Source organism: Thauera sp. GDN1 (genome assembly GCF_029223545.1).
Classification (GTDB): domain Bacteria; phylum Pseudomonadota; class Gammaproteobacteria; order Burkholderiales; family Rhodocyclaceae; genus Thauera.
On the sequence record NZ_CP097870.1, the window covers coordinates 1,793,963 to 1,814,900 of the forward strand.

Consider the following 20,938-nt stretch of genomic DNA (forward strand, 5'->3'; position numbering starts at 1 on the left):
GGGTGTCAGTGCTGCAGGGTCTGCAGGCGCGCGACGCGCAGCGCGGCCGGCGGGTGCGAGTCGAAGAAGCGCGAGTACAGCGGGTCGGGGGTCAGCGTCGAGGCATTGTCGCGATAGAGCTTGACCAGCGCGGCGACCAGGTCGCTGGCCCGCGTCTGGCTGGCAGCGTAGGCATCGGCCTCGTATTCGTGCACCCGCGACCAGTGGCTGAAGAAGGGCGCGAGCGGGAAGGTGAACACCGGCAGGATCAGGAAGAACAGCGCCAGCGCGCTCGCGGTATCGGTCGCCGTCATGCCCAGGCCGGCGAAGAACCAGGGCTGCTGCATCGACCAGCCGAGCAGGGCGAGCAGGGCGAGGCTGGCCGGGGCGAGCACCGCCAGGCGCTTGACGATGTGGCGATGGCGGAAGTGGCCGAGCTCGTGGGCCAGCACCGCCTCGACCTCGTCGGCGTCGAGCTTGTCGAGCAGGGTGTCGAAGAACACGATGCGCTTGGCAGCGCCGAAGCCGGTGAAATAGGCGTTGCCGTGCGCCGAGCGGCGCGAGCCGTCCATCACGAACAGGCCCTTGGACTGGAAGCCGCAGCGCGCGAGCAGGGCCTCGACGCGGGCCTTCAGCCCCTCGTCGGCAAGCGGGGTGAAGGTGTTGAACAGCGGCGCGATGAAGGTCGGCCACACCAGCATCACCAGCACGTTGAAGGCGAGCCAGAAAGCCCACACCCACAGCCACCACCGCTCGCCCATCGATGCGGTCAGCCACAGCAGCACGCCGAGCAGGGGCAGGCCGATCAGCGCGGCGAGCACGCCCTCGCGCAGCGTGTCGGCGATGAACAGGCGCGGCGTCATGCGGTTGAAGCCGAACTTCTTCTCGATGCCGAAGCTGCGGACGAGCACGAAGGGCAGCTCGAGCGCCCAGCCCAGCACGGCGAGCGTGGCGAGCAGGGCGACACCGTGAACCAGGCTGCTCGGCGCCAGCACTGTCGCCCAGGCCTCATGCACGGCCTGCAGGCCGCCGCCCAGCGTCATCAGCAGCAGGAATACCGCGCTGGCGAGGGTCTGGCGCGCCGACAGCCTGGCCCGTGCCGCGGTGTAGTCGGCGGCACGCTGGTGGGAAGACAGCGGGATCGCGTCCGCGAAGGCGGCGGGGACCGTATCGCGGTGCGCCTGCACGTGGCGCACCTGGCGTCGCAGCAGGGCCAGCTTGGCGGCCACGCCGGCCAGCAGCAGGCCGACGAAGAGGAGGGCAAAGGCGTTCATCGCGGTTCCGGTGGCGAGGATGGGAAAGCCCGGCGAGTCCTGAAGCAGGCTCTTCACACGGTCGTCTGCCGCCGCGGTCGCGATGCCTCCGGCCGGGACGGGCAGGCCGGACGCGCCGCGGAACCTGCGGCGGGCAGGAACTGTGACACAATCGCGCCCTTGATTGTTTCGCACCAAGGCGCCCGAAAAAGGCGGACCGATTATGGCACAGGACCCGAAGACGCTGATATGGCTGGACATGGAGATGACCGGCCTCGAACCCGACCGTGACCGCATCATCGAGATCGCGATCGTGCTGACCAACGAGGCGCTGGAAACCATCGCCGAGGCGCCGGTGATCACCGTGCATCAGCCCGACAGCGTGCTCGACGCGATGGACGAGTGGAACCGCAACACCCACGGCAAGTCCGGGCTGATCGAGCGCGTGAAGGTGTCCGCCGTGTCCGAGGCGGAGGCCGAGGCTCAGGCGCTGGCCTTCCTGCAGCAGTGGGTGCCGGCGCGGACCTCGCCGATGTGCGGCAACTCGGTGTGCCAGGACCGCCGCTTCCTCGCGCGCTGGATGCCGGCGCTGGAGAATTGGTTCCACTACCGCAACCTCGACGTGTCCACCGTCAAGGAACTCGCCCGGCGCTGGTGTCCGGAGATCTACGAGGGCGTCAAGAAGGCGGGCAGCCATACCGCGCTGGCCGACATCCACGAGTCGATCGCCGAACTACGCCACTACCGCGACCACTTCCTGCGCCTCGAGTAAGGGGCCGCCGCTCAGGGCGTCGCGCGCCGCAGCAGGCGGAAGGTCTCCTGGCGCTTGCCGGCGCCGCGGCGGAATTCCCACACCGTTTCCCATTCGGGGGCGAGCCTGCCCGAGGGGCGCAGGCGTTCGGCGTGCACCAGCAGCAGCGGGCAGGGCGTGGCGTCGGCGCTGACGCGCTGCGCGCGCAGGCCGGCGAAGTAATCCATCGAGACCCGCATCGCGTCGGGGATCCCCGTGGTGGCGATGCAGGCCGTGGGCTGTTCGCTGCGTTCGCCGCGCACTGCGATGTCGAGCGAAGCCACCACCGAGCGATAGCTGCGGCCGTGGTCGAACCAGGGCATCAGCAGCACCACCGCCAGGCACCACAGCATCACCAGCCCGATCGCCCAGTTCGCCGGCGCGCGCGCGGGCGAGCGCGGCAGGCGCGCGACCAGCAGGACCCACAGTGCGCTGATCGCGAGCCCGGCGACGAGCTGGAAGTTGCCGTCGGGGAGCGCGAAGTCCGGCGCGTTGCGGGCCACGTGGCGGGCGAGGCCGGGCGGCCAGCCGATCGCCTGTGCCATCCATGCCAGCCAGACCAGCACGCCGAACACCGCCAGGCTCATCAGCGCGAACCAGTCGAAGGCGCTCGCGGCGCCGCGGCGCAGCGTGGTGACGCCGGCCGTGGCGAGCAGCGCGCCCGCCGGAATCAGCAGCAGGAAGCGCGCCTGCGACAGGTCTCCGCCCGCCACCAGCCAGCTCAGCGCGAGCACGCCGCTCAGCACCGGCAGCATCGTCGGCAGCGCGCCGAGCGTGCGGCGCGCGCGCCATAGCGCCCACAGGGCGAGCGGCCACAGCGGCCACATGAACCAGCCGGCGAGCTCGAGCAGTTCGCTCAGCTCGCGGGCGTCGAGCGCCGGACCGGCCAGCCGCAGCCACTCGGCGCGCAGCCACAGCGTGAACAGCTCCGGATGCAGCATCTGCAGCGCCAGCGGCCAGGCCGCGGCGAGCATCAGGGCGATGCACAGCCCGAGCAGCAGGGCACCGCTCGCGCGCGGCGTGCGGCATTCGCGGCTGAACAGGAGGACGAGCGGAAGCAGCGGTGCGGTGACGAGCAGGCCGGCAAAGCCGCCGGCCAGGAAGGCCAGCGCGCTGCCGATGCCGGCCTTGAGGCTGCCCGCCAGCGGGCGGCCGGGAATCTCGGCGAGGCCGCTGAGCACCAGCGCCTGCATCGCGAACACCGCGAGCAGGGGCTGGGTCTCGTGCGCATGGAGGACCAGGCCGAGCGCGCCCAGCGCGAGCAGCGCGCCCGGGGTGCGTGCCGGGCGACCGTGCAGGGTTTCGGTGGCGCGCGCGAGGAAGAAGACCGCGAGGGCGACGAAGAAGGCACTGGCCAGGCGCGCGGCGCCGTGCACGGGCAGGACGCTGCCGCCGAGCCAGGCGAAGGCGGAGGCCGTCCAGAAGTACAGCGGCGGGTATTCGGTGAGCGGCTGCCCGGCGAGCATCGGGAACAGCCAGGACTCGCCGCGCAGCATCGCCAGCACGGGTCCGAAATAGCGCGCGTCGTCGCCGCGCCAGGGGTCGTGCGCGGTGAGCCCGACGAGCAGGTAGAGCGCGACCAGCACGGTCAGGCCGACCGTGCCGTAGATGCGGCGCTGGAACAGGGTGGGAGTTGCGGGCTCGCGAATCATGGGGGCATTTTGCGGCGGACCGGCACCGCAGGCCAAGCGTCATGCGGTCGAGGTTTACGACGCGCAACAAAAAAGGCAGCCGGGGCTGCCTTTTCGTCGGGTGATCGCGGGGAGCGTTGCCTGGAGCCGTGTCCGGCGTCGCCGCGATCTCGGGGCCCGTCCTGCGGGCCCCCGTCCAATCAGCTGGCGCGCTGGACGTTGCCGTACTTCTGGCGGAAGCGCTCGACGCGGCCGGCGGTGTCGACGATCTTCTGCTTGCCGGTGTAGAACGGGTGGCAGGCCGAGCACACTTCGACGTGGTACTGGGGCTTGCCCATGGTGGAGCGCGTGGTGAAGGTGTTGCCGCAGGAGCAGGTCACGTTCACTTCGTTGTACTTCGGATGGATGTCCGCTTTCATGATGGCTTCCTGGAATCTGGCGGGCGGCGGATGTGACCGCCCTGTGTAGTAAAGCGCGCAATTATCCTGCACTCCGTGCCGGCACGCAAGGGAAAGGGCCGCAAAACTGCGGGATCGCGGCGGCGGTCGCAGTACAATCGCGCCCCTGTATGGATAGCGACCGCGCTCGCGGTGGAGGAAAAGGGTGCGACTGCTGCTTGCGCCGATGGAAGGCCTGCTCGACGACGTCCTGCGCGCGACGCTGACGCGCCCGGGCGGCTACGACCACGCGGTCAGCGAATTCGCGCGCGTGTCGGGCACGCTGTTGCCCGACCGCTTCTTTCGCCGCATCGCGCCCGAGCTGGACAACGGCAGCACGACCGCGGCGGGGACGCCGGTGCGCGTGCAGTTGCTCGGCTCCGATCCGCAGTGCATGGCGGTCAACGCCGCGCGGCTCGCCCGCCTGCGCCCGGCGGGGATCGACCTCAACTTCGGCTGCCCGGCACCGACGGTGAATCGCCATCGCGGCGGCGCCGTGCTGCTCGACGAGCCGGAACTGCTGTTTCGCATCACCCGCGCGGTGGCCGGCGCGTTGCCGCCCGGCGTGCCGCTGAGCGCGAAGATGCGCCTGGGCGTGCGCGACCCGGGGCGGGCGACCGAATGCGCGCAGGCGCTGGTCGATGGCGGCGCGGGGCTGCTCGTCGTCCATGCGCGCACCAAGCTCGACGGCTACCGCCCGCCGGCGCACTGGGAGTGGGTGGCGCGGGTGGACGAGGCGGTCGACGTGCCGGTGGTGGCCAACGGCGAGGTGTGGACCGCCGCCGACTGGATGCGCTGCCGTGCGGTTTCGGGCGTCGCCGACGTGATGCTCGGGCGCGGCGCGGTCGCCGACCCCTTCCTTGCCCGTCGCATCCGTGCCGGACATCTGGCGACCCCCGATCCCGACGAGCGCGCCGTCGAGTGGCAGGCCGTGCTGCCGCTGCTCGGCGAGTTCCGCGATCGGGTGCAGCGCAAGGTCGAGCCGCGCCACGCGCCCGGACGCATCAAGCAGTGGCTGCACCTGCTCGCGCGCAACTACGCTGGCGCACAGGCGCTGTTCGCGGCGATCCGCGGCCTGCGCACGCTGGCCGAGGTGGATGGGGTGCTGCGCGCTCACGGCGTGCCGGCGGCGCAGGAACCGGACGTCACCCCCGTGCGGGGGACGACGCGGGGCCGCGCACCGGCTGCGGCAGCCGACCTCGACGATGCGCTGGCGCGCGCGGCCTGAGTGCAGCCTGGCGCCGCGACGCCGGCGGGGCCGGGCGCTGGACGCAGCCACCGCCCACACCAATCTGGAAACACGATGAGTTACGCCAATTCCCGTATTCCGCAAAGCGCACAGCAGGGCGTGCACGACGCCCTGGTCGAGCGCGTGCGCAAGCATCTCGCCGCACCCTTCCGCAAACCCTTCACCGACTACAACCGCGCCGCGCTGCAGGCCGCGCTCGCCGGCTGGGACGGCAAGGCGCCGCTGATCCTGGACGCCGGCTGCGGCGTGGGGCACAGCACGATCCAGATCGCGCGCCAGTATCCGGACCACTGGGTGATCGGTGTCGACCAGTCCGAGGACCGGCTCACCCGGCGCAAGCCTTACCCCGAGGCCCTGCTGCCGAAGAACATGGTGTTCGTGCGTGCCGACCTGGTCGATTTCTGGCGCCTGCTCGACGAGGCCGGCCTGCGCCTGGCGCGTCACTACGTGCTCTACCCCAACCCCTGGCCCAAGATCGGCCATCTCGGCCGGCGCTGGCACGCGCATCCGGTGTTTCCGTGGATCGCGAAGCTGGGCGGGGTGCTGGAATGCCGCAGCAACTGGCAGGTCTACATCGAGGAGTTCGCGGTCGCGCTGCAGGAGGTGATCGGCCGTCCGGTGGCCTGGGCGTGCTTCGAGGCCGAGGTGCCGTTGACGCCCTTCGAGCGCAAATACCGCGATTCCGGCCAGGCCCTGTACCGCATCGGCGTCGATCTGTCCGCCGCCGATGCGGTCACGAAGAATTGACTTGCCCGCGGTGGCCGCTTGGGCCACCCTTGGCGCCGATCTAAGGAGACTGCCATGAACAACGCCCCCGAAACCCCCGTCGATAACCCGTCGCTGAAGGTCGAGCTGCTGAGCGACGACGATTTCGAGGCGCTCGAGGAAATCCTCACCTCGGACATCGTGCCCGAGGACTGCATGGACCTGGAGATGCTCGACGGCTACCTCGCCGGCGTGCTGATCTCGCCCCGGCCCATCCCGCCCGAGCGCTGGATGCCGGGCGTGTGGTCCGCGCACGGCGACGAGATCGGCTTCGGCTCGGGCACCGGGCTGCAGCGCGCGATCCGCCTGGTCAAGGCCTATCACAACGAACTGCTCGCCACGATGGGCCTCGACGACGAGGACGAGGCGTGCTGGGAGCCGTTCTGCTTCGCGGTTGCCGAAGGCGACGGGCTCAAGCTCGGCGAGGCCTGGATCGACGGCTTCGCGCAGGGCCTGGATCTGTGGCCGGAGGGCTGGGAAGAAGGTCTCGACGACGAAGCGGTCGAGGCGGTGCGCGAGACGCTGGACGAGGTCCTCGCCCCGTGGGGCGAGGACGATGCCGCCAAGGCCGACGACGAGACCCGCCTCGGCTGGCTGGCGGCGGTCGGCGAGGCCGCCAACGACATCTTCGCCCACTGGCGCGACATGGGCCTGCCGGCGGTGGCGCCGCTGTCCACCGAGCCGCCGCGCAAGCCCGCCGCCGCCGCCCCGGGACGCAACGACCCGTGCCCCTGCGGCAGCGGCAAGAAGTACAAGAAGTGCTGCGGCGCCGAGAGCGGCCAGGCGGATGCGTGAGGATCACTGCACGCGCTGCGGCGCCTGCTGTGCGGCCTTCCGGGTCGATTTCCACCCCTCCGAGCTCGCCAGCAGCACGCCCGGCGGCGTGCCGGATGCGCTGACGGTGCCGGTCACCGCCACGCTGGTGCGCATGCGCGGCACCGACGAGGCCGCGCCGCGCTGCGTGGCGCTGGAGGGCGAGATCGGCGTGTCGGTGCGCTGCGGCCTGTACGCCTGCCGGCCTTCGCCCTGTCGCGAATTCGCCCCTTATGCCGCGCTCGGCATCGGCGACGATGCCTGCGATCGCGCGCGCCGGCGCCATGGGCTGCCGCCCCTGTGAGGGGCCGACGACGCCCCTGAGCATTTCCTCGAATATGTTTGCAGGCGATTGATTAAAAAGGGATTCAAAGCGTGAAGGGGAGCGGATAGAATCCGCTCCCCTTCAACTTTCTCGGCCAATATTTCCATCATGGAAGGCTTCAATCCCTGTCTCGACTGCGGCATCTGCTGCACGCATTTCCGGATCTCGTTCTACTGGGCCGAGGCGGACGACGCGCCGGGGGGATTCGTGCCGGCGGAGATGACGGAAAAGCTGAACCACAACATGCGTTGCATGAAGGGCAGCAACCAGGTGCCGCGTCGCTGCTCGGCGCTGTCGGGCACCGTGGGCCAGCAGGTGGCATGCACGATCTACGACCAGCGTCCGACGCCGTGTCGCGAGTTCCCTGTGTATTTCGAGGACGGCACCCCCAATCCCAAGTGCGACGAGCTGCGCGCGACCATCGGCCTGCCGCCGCTGCCGCGCACCCCGCTGCCGCGCGCGGCCTGAATCGCGCGCCGCCCGCGCGCCGGCGCCGGGCGCACGGGGAGCGCTCAGGCCGGTGCGCGCCCCACCGCGGCCAGCACCGCGAGCGGACCGCAGGCGCGCAGGCGCTCGATCTGCTCGCGGTCGCGGACGAACAGCGAGCCGGCATAGGCCAGCGAGTTGACCGAGACGTCCTGCCACTTCTCTTCGGAGCGCGGCACCAGCAGCAGCGCCTCGCGGGTCACCAGCAGGTTGTAGGGCGGCATCGGGTCGGTCGCGCAGGGCAGGTCGAGTGCGGCGCAGGCGGCGCGGAACGCGGCTGCGAGCGCTGCGCCGCCGAGTTTCGCGGCGGCATCCGGGGCGCGGTCGAGGCGCACGAAGGCGTGCGCCCACGGCAGCGCGGGATTGGCGAAGGCTTCCTCGCCGGACGGCGGCAGTTGTGCCGGGATGAAGGCGTCGAGCGTGGCGGCGCTCTCGGGCACCCACTGCAGGTGCTTGTGGGCCTGGCTGGCGCCCGCGATCCGGCCGCCGTTGTAGAAGCCCAGTCCGCCGTGGGCGGTGATGATGGTCGCGAGGGCGTCGAAATCCGTCTCCGACAGCGGCGAGCGCTGATCCTCGAAGGCGCGGGTCACGATCAGCAGGTGGCGGTCGATCACCGGAAACTTGTTCAGCACCACCAGATGGGTGTCACCCAGCGCCGCCACGGTCAGCGCCGGTTCCGGCGGCAGGAAGGGGTTGAAGCCGGGCTGGCGGCGGATCACGGTGTCGACGCGGGCGCGGTCCTTGAGCGCGAGCGAGGACACCCAGCGCACCGAGAAGCGGAAACCGTCGTCGTCCAGCCAGCACTGCTCGGTACGGATCGGCTGCAGCGCACCGCTTTCCAGGGCGCGGCGGATGACCTCGTCGGCGCGGTCGAGCAGGCTGGAGACGGCGTGGTGGGTACAGGTGGGGGCGGGGCAGGCTGGCGTGCTGGTCATGCTGGAGCGGGCAGGCGAGAATGGCCGCCATTCTGACACGGCTGCAGGCACGTCGAGCTGCGGCCCATGCGAAGGCTGACGGGAGAAGATGGCGATGGCGGTGCAGTTTGCGGTGCGGGGCGAATACATCCAGCTCGACCAGTTGTTGAAGGCCGCGGGACTGGTGGACTCGGGCGGGGCGGCCCATGCGGCGGTCGAGCAGGGGCAGGTGCGGGTCGATGGCGCGGTGGAGAACCGCAAGCGCGCGAAGCTGCGGCCCGGCCAGCGCGTCCGTTTCGGCGCGGAAGAGATCGAATTGGTCGCTGGCGAGTAGGCGGTCAGCCCGGTGGGCGGGCGAGGGCGGACGCATCGCCGGCTGCTGCGCGCCGTTGCCGTGCTCAGCACCGGCTGTGCGTGCGGGCAGCGTTGGCGCGTCTCAGGGCAGGGGTGCGCGTGACGGGACCTGCTTGCGGCGCGACAGCCGCTCCCAGATCCAGCCGCCCGGCAGGTCCTCGCCGCTCAGGATGTAGGCCAGCGTGTGTTCGTTGGCGATGATCAGGCCGACGTCGTTGAGCGCCGCGCGCCGGCCCGCCAGCAGCAGCTCGTCGCCGGCGCGGATGCGGGTGGCGGCCGCGGGCATCAGCAGGTGGTCGTCGTCGTCGCGTTCGAGGAACAGCACTTCGCAGTCGAGCGTGCGCTCGCGATCCGAAGGCGAGCGCAGCAGCATGCCGAGCGTGATCGTCTCGCCGCGCATCAGCCGGCGGTGGAGCGCCGGTGCGCGGCTCAGGTTGATGCGCTCGCTGCGGATCTCCGGCACCCGCCAGCCCAGGCGGCCGGTCAGGCGCGCGAGCTGGCTGCCGCACCAGTCCTCGTCGCGCGCGCGCACCTCGTCGAGGAAGGGGACCAGCAGCGGCGTGCTGAGGATGGCCAGGCACTCGTGGCCGATCACCCGGCTCGGCACCACGGTGATGTCGGCATCGTAGGCGTCGAACAGGGCGCGGTTCGATTCGTGGTTCTGGCGCACGATCACGAACAGCGCCTTGTTGAGCTCGCGCGCGGTCACCGCGATCGACAGGTTGTCGGTGTCGGAGCTGGTGCCGCACACGATGCCGGTCGCGTGCTCCACGCCCGCCTCGAGCAATGCCCTGGCACCGGTGCCGTCGCCCTGGACCCAGCGGTGCACGCCGTCGGGCTTGGGGTCGAGGTCGATGATGGTCACCGGCACGGCTTCGGAATCCATCGCGCTCAGCATCTGGCGGCCGAAGCGGCCGTGGCCGCACAGGATCCAGTGCCCGTGCGGCGGGTCGCGGCGCTGCTCGACCTCGGTGCCGGGCACGCCGGTGAGCCAGTCCATCAGTTGCGAGGCCTTCGGTGCGTGCAGCGAGAGCGCGAGCGCCTCGCTGAAGCGCTCGAAGGGGTTGATGATGTGGCGCGTGCCGAAGGAGGCCATGTTGTCGGCGGTGGCGTCGTGCTCGGCGCGGCACAGCGCGGGCACGCGCGGCGCGAGCAGGCGGGCGCTGATCGCGACCGCGAGATTGGTGGCGTCGTCGTTGGTCAGCGCGATCACGCCGATGCAGCTCGGATGGGTGAGGCCGGCGAAGCGCAGGGTCTCGGGATTGCCGGCGTCCGCGCACAGCGCCGGCACGTCGGCGGCGTAGGCGTGCAGGTCGAGCTCGCCGACCTTGCCTTCGTCGATCTCCACCACCACCGCGCGCAGGCCCATGCGGTCGAGCGCCTCGCAGATCAGGCGGCCGGTCTCGCCGTAGCCGCAGACCAGGTAGAAGGGTTCGCGCAGCCGGCGCACCTGGCGGACGAAGCGCTGCACCGCGATCGCCTGGCGCAGGCTGCGGTCGGAGAGCAGGCCGAACACCGAGCCGAGCGTGTAGGCCCAGCCGATCACCGACAGGTAGATGCTGAAGATCACCCACAGCCGCTGCTGGTCCGAGAAGGTGTAGGGGATCTCGCCGAAGCCGATCGTGGTGGCGGTGTAGCTGATGAAATAGAAGGCGTGGAAGAAGCTCAGGTAGCTCGTCCTGCCGTCGACGACCGGCCCGGGCGCGAGGGTGAGCCCGAGCACCGCGATCGCGAACAGCACGATGAGCAGGATCAGCGGCGCCCGCAGGCGGCGCAGGATCAGGAAGAAGACGCTGTGGTGGCGGGCCAGGGCCTGCACGGCGGCAGCCTCGGAGCTTCGGTCAGCGACGCTGCATGATGGTTTCGGCGATCAGGATGATCACCGAAACCACGTTGGCGAACAGGGCGCCGCCCGACAGCGAGACCACGCGCGCGGTCATCTCCGGGGTCAGGCCGCCGGCGGACACGTGCGCGGCGTAGCCCCAGACGAGGGCTGCGGCGAAGAGCTGGAGGTCGGCGACCAGGCTCGTCGACAGATGCACCGCACCGATCTGCGTGCGGTCGCCGAACTTGAGCACGGTGGCGATCAGGCTGACGACCAGTGCCGCGAACAACTCATAGACGTCGTGGTGCGCGGGGTTCTCGATGTCGCCGACGAAGAAGCCGAAGTTCAGCGTGGCGGCGAGCACGATGAAGAAACCGAAGATGACTTTTTCGAGGTTCATGATTGGCCTTCGGTGGCGGGTTCGTGGCGTGCGGCGGCAGTGGAATTATGCGCGCCCCGGTGCCGCTGTCGTCGGCACCGGGGCGCCCGGCGCGGCGCGGGCCTCAGTCGTGGATGTCGCCGTCCACGTAGTACCAGCGCCCGTCCTCGCGCACGAAGCGGCTGGTCTCGTGCAGGCGCTGGGCGCGGCCGCCGACCCGGTAGCGGGCGACGAACTCGACCTCGGCGTGGTCGGCGTCGAGCGGGCGGTGCGCGCGGATCTGCAGGCCGATCCACTTCGGTGCCGGTGTCTCGTCGAGGTCGAGCGTGGGCGGGCGCGTGCTGGCGTGCCAGCTCGCCAGCAGGTAGGCGCTGTCGCGCAGCGTGAACGCGGTGTAGCGCGAGCGCATCAGCGCTTCGGCGGTGGCCGCGGGGCGGGTGCCGGACAGGGCGGGGCTGCAGCACTGCGCGAACACGCGTCCGGAGCCGCAGGGGCAGGGGGTGTCGGGTTTCATGCCGAAAGTGTAGCCGTTCGCCGGTCTGCCGCCACGCGCGCATGCCTACAGCCGGCAGCAGCGCTGGCAGTCGCGATGCAGCGATCGGGAAGATGCGCTTCCCTTGGACGCCGATGCGCCCAAGTGCCGGCAGCGGGAGTAAAATCGGGCGGATTTTCCCGGATGGCAAGTCCGGGTGGTGCACTGCACCGCAAGTCTTATAAAAGACATATAATAGCCACCGTTCCGGCTGGGCGACCCCCGGTCGGATTTCCGATCACCGCCACTAGATAGTGAGGAAGTCGCCGTGCTTGAAGCCTACCGTGCCCATGTCGCCGAACGTGCCGCCCTCGGCATCCCGCCGCTGCCGCTCTCCAAGCAGCAGGTCACCGAACTGGTCGAACTGCTGAAGAATCCCCCCGCCGGCGAGGAAGCCTTCCTCGTCGAGCTGCTGACCTACCGTGTGCCGGCCGGCGTGGACGACGCCGCCAAGGTCAAGGCCGAGTTCCTCGCCAAGCTCGCCAAGGGCGAGGAAGCCTGTGCCCTGGTGTCGCGCGCCAAGGCCACCGAACTGCTCGGCACCATGCTGGGCGGCTTCAACATCAAGCCGATGATCGACCTGCTGGCCGACGCCGAAGTGGGCGCGGTTGCCGCCGAGGGTCTCAAGAAGACCCTGCTGATGTTCGACTACTTCCACGACGTCAAGGAACTGGCCGCCGCCGGGAATGCCAACGCCAAGGCCGTCATGCAATCGTGGGCCGACGCCGAGTGGTTCACCAGCCGCCCGGAAGTCCCCGCCTCGCAGAAGCTCACCGTGTTCAAGGTCACCGGCGAAACCAACACCGACGACCTCTCGCCGGCGCCGGACGCCTGGTCGCGCCCCGACATCCCGCTGCACGCGCTGGCCATGCTCAAGAACCCGCGTCCGGGCATCACCCCGGAAGAAGCCGGCGTGCGTGGTCCGGTCAAGTTCCTCGAAGATCTGCGCGCCAAGGGCAACTTGGTCGCCTACGTCGGTGACGTGGTCGGCACCGGCTCCTCGCGCAAGTCCGCCACCAACTCGGTGCTGTGGTTCACCGGCGAAGACATCCCCTTCGTGCCGAACAAGCGCTTCGGCGGCGTGTGCCTGGGCTCCAAGATCGCCCCGATCTTCTTCAACACCATGGAAGACGCCGGCGCGCTGCCGATCGAGATCGACGCCGGGCAGATGGACATGGGCGACGAGATCGAGCTCAAGGTCGACCACGTCTCCGGCAAGGTCACCGCGCTCAAGAACGGCGCCGCGATCGCCGAATCGCAGTTGAAGACCCTGGTGATCCTCGACGAAGTGCGCGCCGGTGGCCGCATCCCGCTGATCATCGGCCGCGGCCTCACCACCAAGGCGCGCGAAGCCCTGGGCCTGCCGCCGTCGACGCTCTTCCGCCTGCCGCAGGCCCCGGCCGACAGCGGCAAGGGCTTCTCGCTGGCGCAGAAGATGGTCGGCCGCGCCTGCGGCATGCCCGAAGGCCAGGGCATCCGCCCGGGCACCTACTGCGAACCGAAGATGACCACCGTCGGCAGCCAGGACACCACCGGCCCGATGACCCGCGACGAGCTCAAGGACCTCGCCTGCCTCGGCTTCTCGGCCGACCTGGTGATGCAGTCCTTCTGCCACACCGCCGCCTACCCGAAGCTGGTCGACGTCAAGATGCACCGCGAGCTGCCGAGCTTCATCAGCACCCGCGGCGGCGTGTCGCTGCGCCCGGGCGACGGCGTCATCCACTCCTGGCTCAACCGCCTGCTGCTGCCCGACACCGTCGGCACCGGCGGCGACAGCCACACCCGCTTCCCGATCGGCATCTCGTTCCCGGCCGGCTCCGGCCTGGTGGCCTTTGCGGCCGCGACCGGCGTGATGCCGCTCGACATGCCGGAATCGGTGCTGGTGCGCTTCAAGGGCACGATGCAGCCGGGCGTCACCCTGCGTGACCTGGTCAACGCCATCCCGCTCTACGCCATCCGCCAGGGCCTGCTGACCGTCGAGAAGAAGGGCAAGAAGAACATCTTCTCCGGCCGCATCCTCGAGATCGAAGGCCTGCCGGACCTGAAGGTCGAACAGGCCTTCGAGCTCACCGACGCCTCGGCCGAGCGCTCCGCCGCCGGCTGCACGGTCCACCTCAACAAGGCGCCGATCGTCGAGTACATGAACTCGAACATCACGCTGATGAAGTGGATGATCGCCAACGGCTACGAAGACAAGCGCACCCTGGGCCGCCGCATCAAGGCCATGGAACAGTGGATCGCCAACGGCGAACTGCTGTCGGGCGACGCCGACGCCGAATACGCCGCCGTGATCGAGATCGACCTCGCCGACATCAAGGAGCCGATCGTCGCCTGCCCGAACGACCCGGACGACGTCAAGCTGCTGTCCGAAGTCGCAGGCGACAAGATCGACGAAGTCTTCATCGGCTCGTGCATGACCAACATCGGCCACTTCCGCGCCGCGGGCAAGGTGCTGGACGGCAAGTCCGACATCCCCACCCGCCTGTGGATCGCCCCGCCCACCAAGATGGACGCGATGATCCTCAACGAGGAAGGCTACTACGGCGTGCTCGGCAAGTCCGGCGCCCGCATGGAGATGCCGGGCTGCTCGCTGTGCATGGGCAACCAGGCGCAGATCCGCAAGGGCAGCACCGCGATGTCGACCTCGACCCGCAACTTCCCCAACCGCCTCGGCATCGACACCCGCGTCTATCTGGGTTCGGCCGAGCTGGCCGCGGTGTGCGCGCTGATGGGCAAGATTCCGTCGGTCGAGGAGTACATGGCGCAGGTGGAGGTGGTGAACAAGAAGGCCGCCGACATCTACCGCTACATGAACTTCGACCAGATCGAGGAATTCCGCTCCGTTGCTGACACTGTGGAGGTTTAAGGCTCCAAAGTGTCTAAAAAATAAGGCGAGTTAGCCGCCTGAAAACCCCCGTCGTTACTGGTGGGGGTTTTTGTTTTGTGCGCCCAGCATGGGCGCACTCCTGCGGGTGCTTACGATGGGATTCGTCCCGCTTTTCCTCGACACCGAGTTCACGTCCTTCGACTCCCCCCCGCCTGATCTCTTTCGCACTTGTCGCGGAAACGGGCGAAGCGCTTTACCTCGAGCGCTCAGACGGATGGACGACCGAAGACTGCTCTCACTTCGTTCGCGAGTCAGTCCTGCCGCTCCTCGGCCCTCGAGAGCAGCGCGCCACGGATCAGCTGATCAGGTGGGCCGTCAGATCGTGGATCCACTCTCTCGGGCGTCCTGCGATGATTTACACGGATAGCCTCTGGTACGACGAGCCCGCCTTCAAAAGTCTGTTCACAGATCGCATGGACCTTTGGCCACACGCCCTCGATCAGCGGTTCGTGGAGTTCGATAGCCCAGCGGTCGAGCTCGTTTTCGACACGAAGGGGCTGCGGCGACACCATGCTCTCGACGACGCGATCGCGTTGAAGACAGCGTACCTGATCGCGGTGCAGAAACGAGAGGGGTCATAGGGCTGTATCGAACTCGACCACAATCGCTACGGCGTGCGATGGCGGTTAATTGGCGAGACGGTGAGGGTGCTTGTCAGGGCCGACACGGTAGTGACCGAGCACGGAGGCGAGGAATGCGGCCGCCACGCGGAGCTTTCCGGCAGTCGGGAGCTCTGCATCGCGCGCAGACACCTGCTGGCGGCTCACCGCTCGAGCTCATCGAGCAGTTCCTGTCGGCTGACCACCTTCCGGGCGGTCAGCAACTGATCGATCCTGTAGAAGCGTTCGCTGCGGTTCATGGGGGAGACCGTTCGGTGAAATACGGAGAGCATACCGAAGCGGGCGCACCGGGCGAGCCTTGGATGTCGGAAAATGCCAATCGAAAAAACGACCACTCAGGAGCCCATTTCATGACGCAGAAGTTCGACACCGCCCTGTCGCTCGCCCTCGAAGCTCACGCGGGCCAGATCCGCAAAGGGACCGAGAACGCTCTTGGCTTGCCATTGCCGTACATTACGCACCCGGTTGCGGTGGCGACTTTGGTTCAACGCTACGGTGGCAACGAGGACCAAGTCATCGCCGCGCTGCTGCACGACGTCCTCGAAGACGGTGGTCCGCAGTGGGCCGAGCCTATCCGCGACGCCTTTGGTGGCCAGGTCCTCGACCTCGTGCAGTTCTGTACCGATGGCCTGCCCGATGCCCAAGGGCAGAAAAGCCCCTGGCGTGAGCGGAAGGAGTTCTACCTCGCCCACCTGCGCGCGGCGGAAGGCGAGGGCGTTCTCGTCTCCGCTTGCGACAAGCTGGCCAACCTGCAGGCGATCCTGCTTGATCTGACGGAGATCGGTGAATCGGTATGGACGCGCTTCACGGGAGGCAAGGATGGATCGCTGTGGTACTACGCGGAGTTGGTTGAGGCCTTTGGCGGACGGGTGCCGGCGGCGCTGGAGGTGGCATTGAGGCGTGACCTGGCGGCGGTGTTGGAGCTCGCCGAAGCGAAGAGCCGTGTGGCGTGACCTGTTCGGCAGTGCTGATTGATCGGCGCTAACAACAAATTTTCGAATAGAATGTTTTAAAGACCAACGTCCGTTAAGAAATTTCGAGTCGAGCGAACAGATTTCGAGGATCCGATGGCGACGATTGGCTACGCACAACTCATCAGCCGACTCTCTCTGGCCGTCCGACCGTTGGCGAAGCCGGCGGAGATCAGCGGTTCAGTCAATCGGCGAGTGAATTCGGCCGACCGCGTCCTCTTCCCGCGCGGCGTCGCCATCGAGGACACGCTGGTCGGGCATCTCGAGTTTGCCCTGCGCCATGAGGGCGTGAATCTCGAGGTGATCGACGCATTGTTCGAGCATCTCCCGCCGCAGGACTTGTTGGCCCGGCTGAGCGCGGCGCCCAACGGCGCGCACATCCGGCGGGCGTGCCATCTTTGGGAGTGGCTGACGGGACAGGAACTCCCGGCAGAGGCCTTGCCGGCGGGAGGCTACGTCGACCTGTTTCCTGCGGACGATTACGTCACCGCCGGGCAGCCCACCAACGACCGCAAGTTCCGCGTGCGCAACAACGCACTCGGAACGGCCGACTTCTCCCCGGTGGTGAGGCGCGCGGCGCTGCCGAGCGCGCCTTCGTTGCCAGAACTCCTCGACAAGGCCCGCGAGACCCTGGCGTCCGTGACGGACCCGTCGCTCCATGAGCGCGCGCTGAGCTACCTGTACCTTTCAGAGACCCGCAGCAGCTTCGAGATCGAGCGCGAGCATCCGAGCTCGGACAAGCAGGAGCGCTTCGTTCAACTGCTCCGGCGTGCCGGCGAAACGATGCAGGTCACCGAGGATTGGCTGGTGGGCTTGCAGAACGCCGTCGTGCGCGATGTCTACAGTCAGGAAGCCTCCTACCGGACAAGGCAGAACTGGCTGGAGGACGCCACCGGCCGTGTCACCTTCTTTCCGGTGCCGCAGGCCGAACTCGCGCGCGCGATGAGGGGCTGGGAGGCCTTCATCAACGATGACCAACGCTGTACCGATGTACTGGTCAAGGCGGCAGCCGCCGCGTTCGGCTTTGTCTACCTGCACCCCTTCATGGATGGCAACGGGCGCCTGCACCGGTTTCTCATCCACCACGTGCTGACGCGCTCGGGGCTGCTGCCGACAGGAACGGTGGTGCCCGTGTCCGCCGTCGTCCTGAAGAACATCCCGAGCTACCTCGAGGTGCTTTCGGCCTTCTCCCAGCCGGTGACGCGGCTCTGGCGCTACGTGCGCGCCGAGGAGGCTCCGCATGTGACGGCGCATCCGGGGAGCAGAGCCTACCGGTTCTTCGACGCCAGCAGGGAAGTGGCTTTCCTGCACCGCATGATCCAGCAAGCCGTGGAGGACGAGATCCCCCGCGAACTGGCGTGGCTGAGCGGCTACGACAAGGCCTTCGTGCAACTGGACGCAGAGTTCGATCTGCCCCGGAAGGACCTGTCGGCCTTGATCCGCATGGCGCAGTCGAGTCAGGGACGGCTCTCTGCGAGGCGGCGAAAGCAGTATTTCCATCTGCCTGCCGAGGTGCTGGACCGTGTTGAAGAAGTGGTGCGCGAGTCGTTTGGGCTCATCGCGAGGGAGGGGGCCGACGAGGGGTAGGTTTTCGTGCTTTTCGACTCGAATGCTGCGAAAGTACGATGTTGTGAGGAAAATTCGAGTGTCGTGATGATTTTTCGAGTTCGGCGGGTCAGGCGTGTCGGATAGGAAAATCAGCTTGTCGGCCTCAGCTGCCGGCCAGCCTGCGCCGATTGAGCGACGGTAGTGCTGCCGACAGCTGCCGTACGGCGCTCAGGGCCGTCGAGCGGCAGGCCCCTGTTTCATCGAACTGGTGGTATCGACCCTTTTGCGACGGTCGGCGCGCTCCGCATCGGGGCGTCGAAGTGAATGTTCCATTCGCCTCTTCACCCTCACTTTACTCGAGAACACGCTTATCGGCCGACTCATTCTTGCCCTGTCTCCTATCGGCCATGTCAAGCAGTCGGGCGCGCAATTCGCCACTAAGGAGCTACGTCATGAAGGTCAAGATGAGTGCACTTGCAGTCGCGCTGAGCCTTGCAGGCACAGCGTGGGCCGCCACCGTTCGCGACGAACCGGTGCAGCCGATCGAGCCCCGCAAGGTTACCAACCCCGCGCTGGTCGAGCTGGGCAAGAAGCTTTACTTTGATCCGCGTCTGTCGCGCTCGGGCTTCATCTCCTGCAACTCCTGCCACAACCTGTCGATGGGCGGCAGCGACAACCTGAAGACCTCGATCGGCGACAAGTGGCAGCAGGGTCCGATCAACTCACCCACCGTGCTCAACTCCAGCCTGGCGGTGGCGCAGTTCTGGGACGGCCGCGCGGCCGACCTTAAGGAGCAGGCGGGTGGTCCGATCGCCAACCCCGGTGAGATGGCGTTCACCCATGACCTCGCCGTCGGCACACTGCGCACCATTCCCGGCTACGTCGCCGAGTTCAAGTCGGTGTTCGGCTCGGCCAGCATCGACATCGACAAGATCACCCAGGCGATCGCCGCCTTCGAGGAAACCCTGGTCACGCCGAACTCGCCGTTCGACCACTGGCTCAAGGGCGACGACAAGGCCCTGAGCGAGCGCGAACTCGCCGGCTACAACCTGTTCAAGGAAAGCGGCTGCGTCGCCTGTCACAACGGTCCGGCGCTGGGCGGCACCTCGTTCCAGAAGATGGGTCTGTTCGAGCCCTACAAGACGAAGAACACGGCAGAAGGCCGCGCCGGCGTCACGGGTAAGGACGAAGATCGCATGAACTTCAAGGTGCCGACGCTGCGCAACGTCGAGCTCACCTATCCGTACTTCCACGACGGTGAGGCCGAGTCGCTGGAAAAGGCGGTGGAGACCATGGGTCGCCTGCAGCTGGGCCGCAAGTACAGCGAGCAGGAGATCGGCGACATCGTCGCCTTCCTCAAGACGCTGACTGGCGACCAGCCGACCTTCGTGATGCCCTTGCTGCCGCCCTCGACCAACGAGACGCCGAATCCCTGGCAGTAAATAATGCCGCAGGGGGCCCCTTCGCTGCGAGGCGATGCGGGGCCCTTTCCAGCGCGGGCACCGAAACCCCACCGGCCAGCGCGCCTGCTCCAAAGCGGCCTCGCACGACGCTTCGGTTCCGTAGCGTTTAGGAAGCTCGCGCATCGACAGCCCGGTTGAAACTGGATTCACTCTATTGGTATGGCTAACCTTTAAGTACAAAAACTGTACAAATATCCAGTCTAGGCATGCTACTACCGCCCGTGCGATTTGCTGAACATCGTTTCTAATCAAGAACCGAAAAACTCCGGATCGCTGCTCTTATTATCCAGTGAGTCGGAGTTCCCGGAGCGATTGTCCCTAAACCGCAGCTCTCTCCTAGCTAAGCGGTCACCGCGTCCGCTCGCCGGTGGGCGGTTGAGCTGGCGGGTCGCAGCTACCGCCGCTCCGAAACGGGCAAACCGGGGCGGCGGTTTTCCAGGTGCAGGTGCGCTACCCAAGCCATCTGTGCGGGCAGGCAGATCGCGCTCAGGTCATAGCGGGCGCGGACCAGGGCCCGCGCTGCATGGCCGAGATGCTGCCGCTCTGCGGGGCTGTCGAGCAGGCTTGAGACCCCTTGCGCCAATCCAGTCGGGTCGAAAAAGTCGACCAATCGCCCGGTGTCGCCCTGGATGATCACCTCGCGCACCGGCGCAGTGTCGCTGGCCACGATGGCACAGCCCAGGCTCATCGCCTCGAGCAGGCTCCAGCTCAGCACGAAGGGGTAGGTCAGGTAGGTGTGCACGGAGGACACCTGCAGCATGGCGACAAACTGCGGGTATGGCAGCTGCCCCAGGAAGTGCACCCGCGCCAAGTCGGCGGGTGACAGCCGCGGCCGCAGCTCTTCGGTGAGCACCGCGCGCCAGCTGCGACCGTCCGCCGGCGGCGTCCCGTAGCTCACCCCGTCGCCCCCCACCAGCAGCACCTGCGCACGCGGGCGCAGGTGCAGCAGCTCGGGCAAGGCGCGCATGAAGATGTGGAAGCCGCGGTAGGGCTCAAGGTTGCGGGCGACGAAGGTCACCACCTCGTCGGCCCGCGTCAGCACGCGGCCGTCGGGCAAAGTGAAGCAGGCGTCGGCGCGCGGCTGCAGCGCCGCGGTGTCGATGCCATCGTGCACCACGTGGATGCGCTGGCGGAACGGCTCGGGGAAGGTGCTGGCCTGCCAGCGCGTGGGTGCCAGCGCCGCGTCGGCCAGCTCGAAGTGCAGGTCGTGGTTGAGGTTCTTGAAGCGCAGCCGCATCGCGTCGAGCGCGTCGGCCTGCGCGAACTCGGGGTCGAAGCCGACGTCCGCCCCGGTGCGCTGGTAATACAGCTCGCAGTAGAGGCCCAGGCGCGTCGCCGGCCACACTGTCTTCACGCCCAGGCCCTCGCCCCAGCCGGGGTGGGCGACCACCACGTCGGGCACGAAGCCGGCGTCGCGCAGGCGCATCATGTGCCGCGCGCAGGCCTCGGCACGCACCGCCTTGGTCTCCAGGTCGGTGAGCCACGGATGCACGCCCGGCGCGGAGCCGCGCGCGGGCCAGTAGGGCAACACGCGCACGCCCTGCCAGATGCTGGGCCCGCCCCGGCGCATGGGCAGCGCCACCACCTCGTGCCCGGCGACGGCCAGCGCCGGCGCCAGGTGCTTGAACTGGCCGGGGAAGTTTTGATGGAGGAAGAGGATGCGCATGGGTCAAGGCTCGGGCAGGTCCCACTTCAGTGCCCCCGGCGGCGAAAATTA

Annotated in this window: 19 protein-coding genes and 1 pseudogene; 11 read left to right on the forward strand and 9 right to left on the reverse strand. The window is 68.2% G+C overall.

All coding sequences use genetic code 11. The features are described 5' to 3' along the window. Positions 1 to 5: 5 nt before the first annotated feature. Positions 6 to 1,253, reverse strand: a complete 1,248-nt coding sequence (locus CKCBHOJB_RS08190; protein WP_281051659.1) for a M48 family metallopeptidase — start codon at positions 1,251 to 1,253, stop codon at positions 6 to 8. A gap of 202 nt (positions 1,254 to 1,455) precedes the next feature. On the opposite strand from CKCBHOJB_RS08190, the gene orn reads away from it, so the two are divergent. After that, the gene (orn, locus tag CKCBHOJB_RS08195) at positions 1,456 to 2,004 is read left to right on the forward strand and encodes an oligoribonuclease (protein ID WP_281051478.1); all 549 of its coding nucleotides are present in this window, start codon (positions 1,456 to 1,458) and stop codon (positions 2,002 to 2,004) included. Positions 2,005 to 2,015: 11 nt separating this feature from the next. Here orn and CKCBHOJB_RS08200 read toward each other — a convergent pair whose 3' ends face one another. Both CKCBHOJB_RS08200 and rpmE read right to left on the reverse strand, forming a co-directional pair. Beyond that, positions 2,016 to 3,674, reverse strand: coding sequence for a hypothetical protein (locus tag CKCBHOJB_RS08200; RefSeq protein WP_281051479.1), 1,659 nt, complete (start codon positions 3,672 to 3,674; stop codon positions 2,016 to 2,018). A 179-nt stretch (positions 3,675 to 3,853) separates the two neighbouring features. Next, positions 3,854 to 4,072: a 50S ribosomal protein L31 gene (rpmE, locus tag CKCBHOJB_RS08205; protein ID WP_281051480.1), complete on the reverse strand. Its 219-nt coding sequence runs from the start codon at positions 4,070 to 4,072 to the stop codon at positions 3,854 to 3,856. A 184-nt stretch (positions 4,073 to 4,256) separates the two neighbouring features. On the opposite strand from rpmE, the gene CKCBHOJB_RS08210 reads away from it, so the two are divergent. The 5 genes from CKCBHOJB_RS08210 to CKCBHOJB_RS08230 all read left to right on the forward strand — a co-directional run bounded on the left by CKCBHOJB_RS08210 (position 4,257) and on the right by CKCBHOJB_RS08230 (position 7,710). Further along, positions 4,257 to 5,318 (forward strand): tRNA-dihydrouridine synthase, encoded by a 1,062-nt coding sequence (locus CKCBHOJB_RS08210; protein ID WP_281051481.1) that lies wholly within the window; start codon positions 4,257 to 4,259, stop codon positions 5,316 to 5,318. Between the two features lie 75 nt (positions 5,319 to 5,393). After that, a complete protein-coding gene (locus CKCBHOJB_RS08215; protein WP_281051482.1) occupies positions 5,394 to 6,086 on the forward strand; it encodes a methyltransferase domain-containing protein in 693 nt (230 codons plus the stop codon). A gap of 54 nt (positions 6,087 to 6,140) precedes the next feature. After that, positions 6,141 to 6,899 carry a UPF0149 family protein gene (locus tag CKCBHOJB_RS08220; protein ID WP_281051483.1) on the forward strand — a complete coding sequence of 253 codons (759 nt, stop codon included), beginning with the start codon at positions 6,141 to 6,143 and terminating at the stop codon, positions 6,897 to 6,899. Next, positions 6,892 to 7,221, forward strand: a complete 330-nt coding sequence (locus CKCBHOJB_RS08225) for a YkgJ family cysteine cluster protein (protein ID WP_281051484.1) — start codon at positions 6,892 to 6,894, stop codon at positions 7,219 to 7,221. Before CKCBHOJB_RS08220 ends, CKCBHOJB_RS08225 begins: the two co-directional genes overlap by 8 nt. 129 nt (positions 7,222 to 7,350) lie before the next feature. Then, positions 7,351 to 7,710: a YkgJ family cysteine cluster protein gene (locus tag CKCBHOJB_RS08230; RefSeq protein ID WP_281051485.1), complete on the forward strand. Its 360-nt coding sequence runs from the start codon at positions 7,351 to 7,353 to the stop codon at positions 7,708 to 7,710. 44 nt (positions 7,711 to 7,754) lie between these two features. Here the strand turns inward: CKCBHOJB_RS08230 and CKCBHOJB_RS08235 are convergent, their stop codons facing one another. Then, the gene (locus CKCBHOJB_RS08235) at positions 7,755 to 8,663 is read right to left on the reverse strand and encodes a DUF4922 domain-containing protein (RefSeq protein WP_281051486.1); all 909 of its coding nucleotides are present in this window, start codon (positions 8,661 to 8,663) and stop codon (positions 7,755 to 7,757) included. 94 nt (positions 8,664 to 8,757) lie between these two features. Between CKCBHOJB_RS08235 and CKCBHOJB_RS08240 the strand changes: the two genes are divergently transcribed. Further along, complete coding sequence (locus CKCBHOJB_RS08240) at positions 8,758 to 8,976, forward strand: RNA-binding S4 domain-containing protein (RefSeq protein ID WP_281051487.1); 219 nt, start codon at positions 8,758 to 8,760, stop codon at positions 8,974 to 8,976. Between the two features lie 102 nt (positions 8,977 to 9,078). Here CKCBHOJB_RS08240 and CKCBHOJB_RS08245 read toward each other — a convergent pair whose 3' ends face one another. From CKCBHOJB_RS08245 to CKCBHOJB_RS08255, 3 genes are all read right to left on the reverse strand, one after another. Beyond that, the gene (locus tag CKCBHOJB_RS08245) at positions 9,079 to 10,815 is read right to left on the reverse strand and encodes an NAD-binding protein (RefSeq protein WP_281051488.1); all 1,737 of its coding nucleotides are present in this window, start codon (positions 10,813 to 10,815) and stop codon (positions 9,079 to 9,081) included. Between the two features lie 22 nt (positions 10,816 to 10,837). Then, positions 10,838 to 11,221: a DUF6394 family protein gene (locus CKCBHOJB_RS08250; protein WP_281051489.1), complete on the reverse strand. Its 384-nt coding sequence runs from the start codon at positions 11,219 to 11,221 to the stop codon at positions 10,838 to 10,840. Positions 11,222 to 11,324: 103 nt separating this feature from the next. Beyond that, complete coding sequence (locus CKCBHOJB_RS08255; protein WP_281051490.1) at positions 11,325 to 11,714, reverse strand: YchJ family metal-binding protein; 390 nt, start codon at positions 11,712 to 11,714, stop codon at positions 11,325 to 11,327. A 286-nt stretch (positions 11,715 to 12,000) separates the two neighbouring features. Between CKCBHOJB_RS08255 and acnB the strand changes: the two genes are divergently transcribed. From acnB to CKCBHOJB_RS08275, 4 genes are all read left to right on the forward strand, one after another. After that, positions 12,001 to 14,598, forward strand: coding sequence for a bifunctional aconitate hydratase 2/2-methylisocitrate dehydratase (gene acnB, locus CKCBHOJB_RS08260; protein ID WP_281051491.1), 2,598 nt, complete (start codon positions 12,001 to 12,003; stop codon positions 14,596 to 14,598). A gap of 715 nt (positions 14,599 to 15,313) precedes the next feature. Then, positions 15,314 to 16,192, forward strand: a complete 879-nt coding sequence (locus tag CKCBHOJB_RS08265; RefSeq protein ID WP_281051492.1) for an HD domain-containing protein — start codon at positions 15,314 to 15,316, stop codon at positions 16,190 to 16,192. Positions 16,193 to 16,306: 114 nt separating this feature from the next. Then, positions 16,307 to 17,797: a Fic family protein gene (locus tag CKCBHOJB_RS08270; RefSeq protein WP_281051493.1), complete on the forward strand. Its 1,491-nt coding sequence runs from the start codon at positions 16,307 to 16,309 to the stop codon at positions 17,795 to 17,797. A 413-nt stretch (positions 17,798 to 18,210) separates the two neighbouring features. Continuing rightward, a complete protein-coding gene (locus CKCBHOJB_RS08275; protein ID WP_281051494.1) occupies positions 18,211 to 19,200 on the forward strand; it encodes a cytochrome-c peroxidase in 990 nt (329 codons plus the stop codon). Between the two features lie 51 nt (positions 19,201 to 19,251). Here the strand turns inward: CKCBHOJB_RS08275 and CKCBHOJB_RS08280 are convergent. Continuing rightward, a pseudogene (locus CKCBHOJB_RS08280) lies at positions 19,252 to 19,344 on the reverse strand (transposase); the annotation flags it as partial. A 271-nt stretch (positions 19,345 to 19,615) separates the two neighbouring features. Then, positions 19,616 to 20,887: a glycosyltransferase gene (locus tag CKCBHOJB_RS08285; RefSeq protein WP_281051495.1), complete on the reverse strand. Its 1,272-nt coding sequence runs from the start codon at positions 20,885 to 20,887 to the stop codon at positions 19,616 to 19,618. Between the last annotated feature and the right edge of the window lie 51 nt (positions 20,888 to 20,938).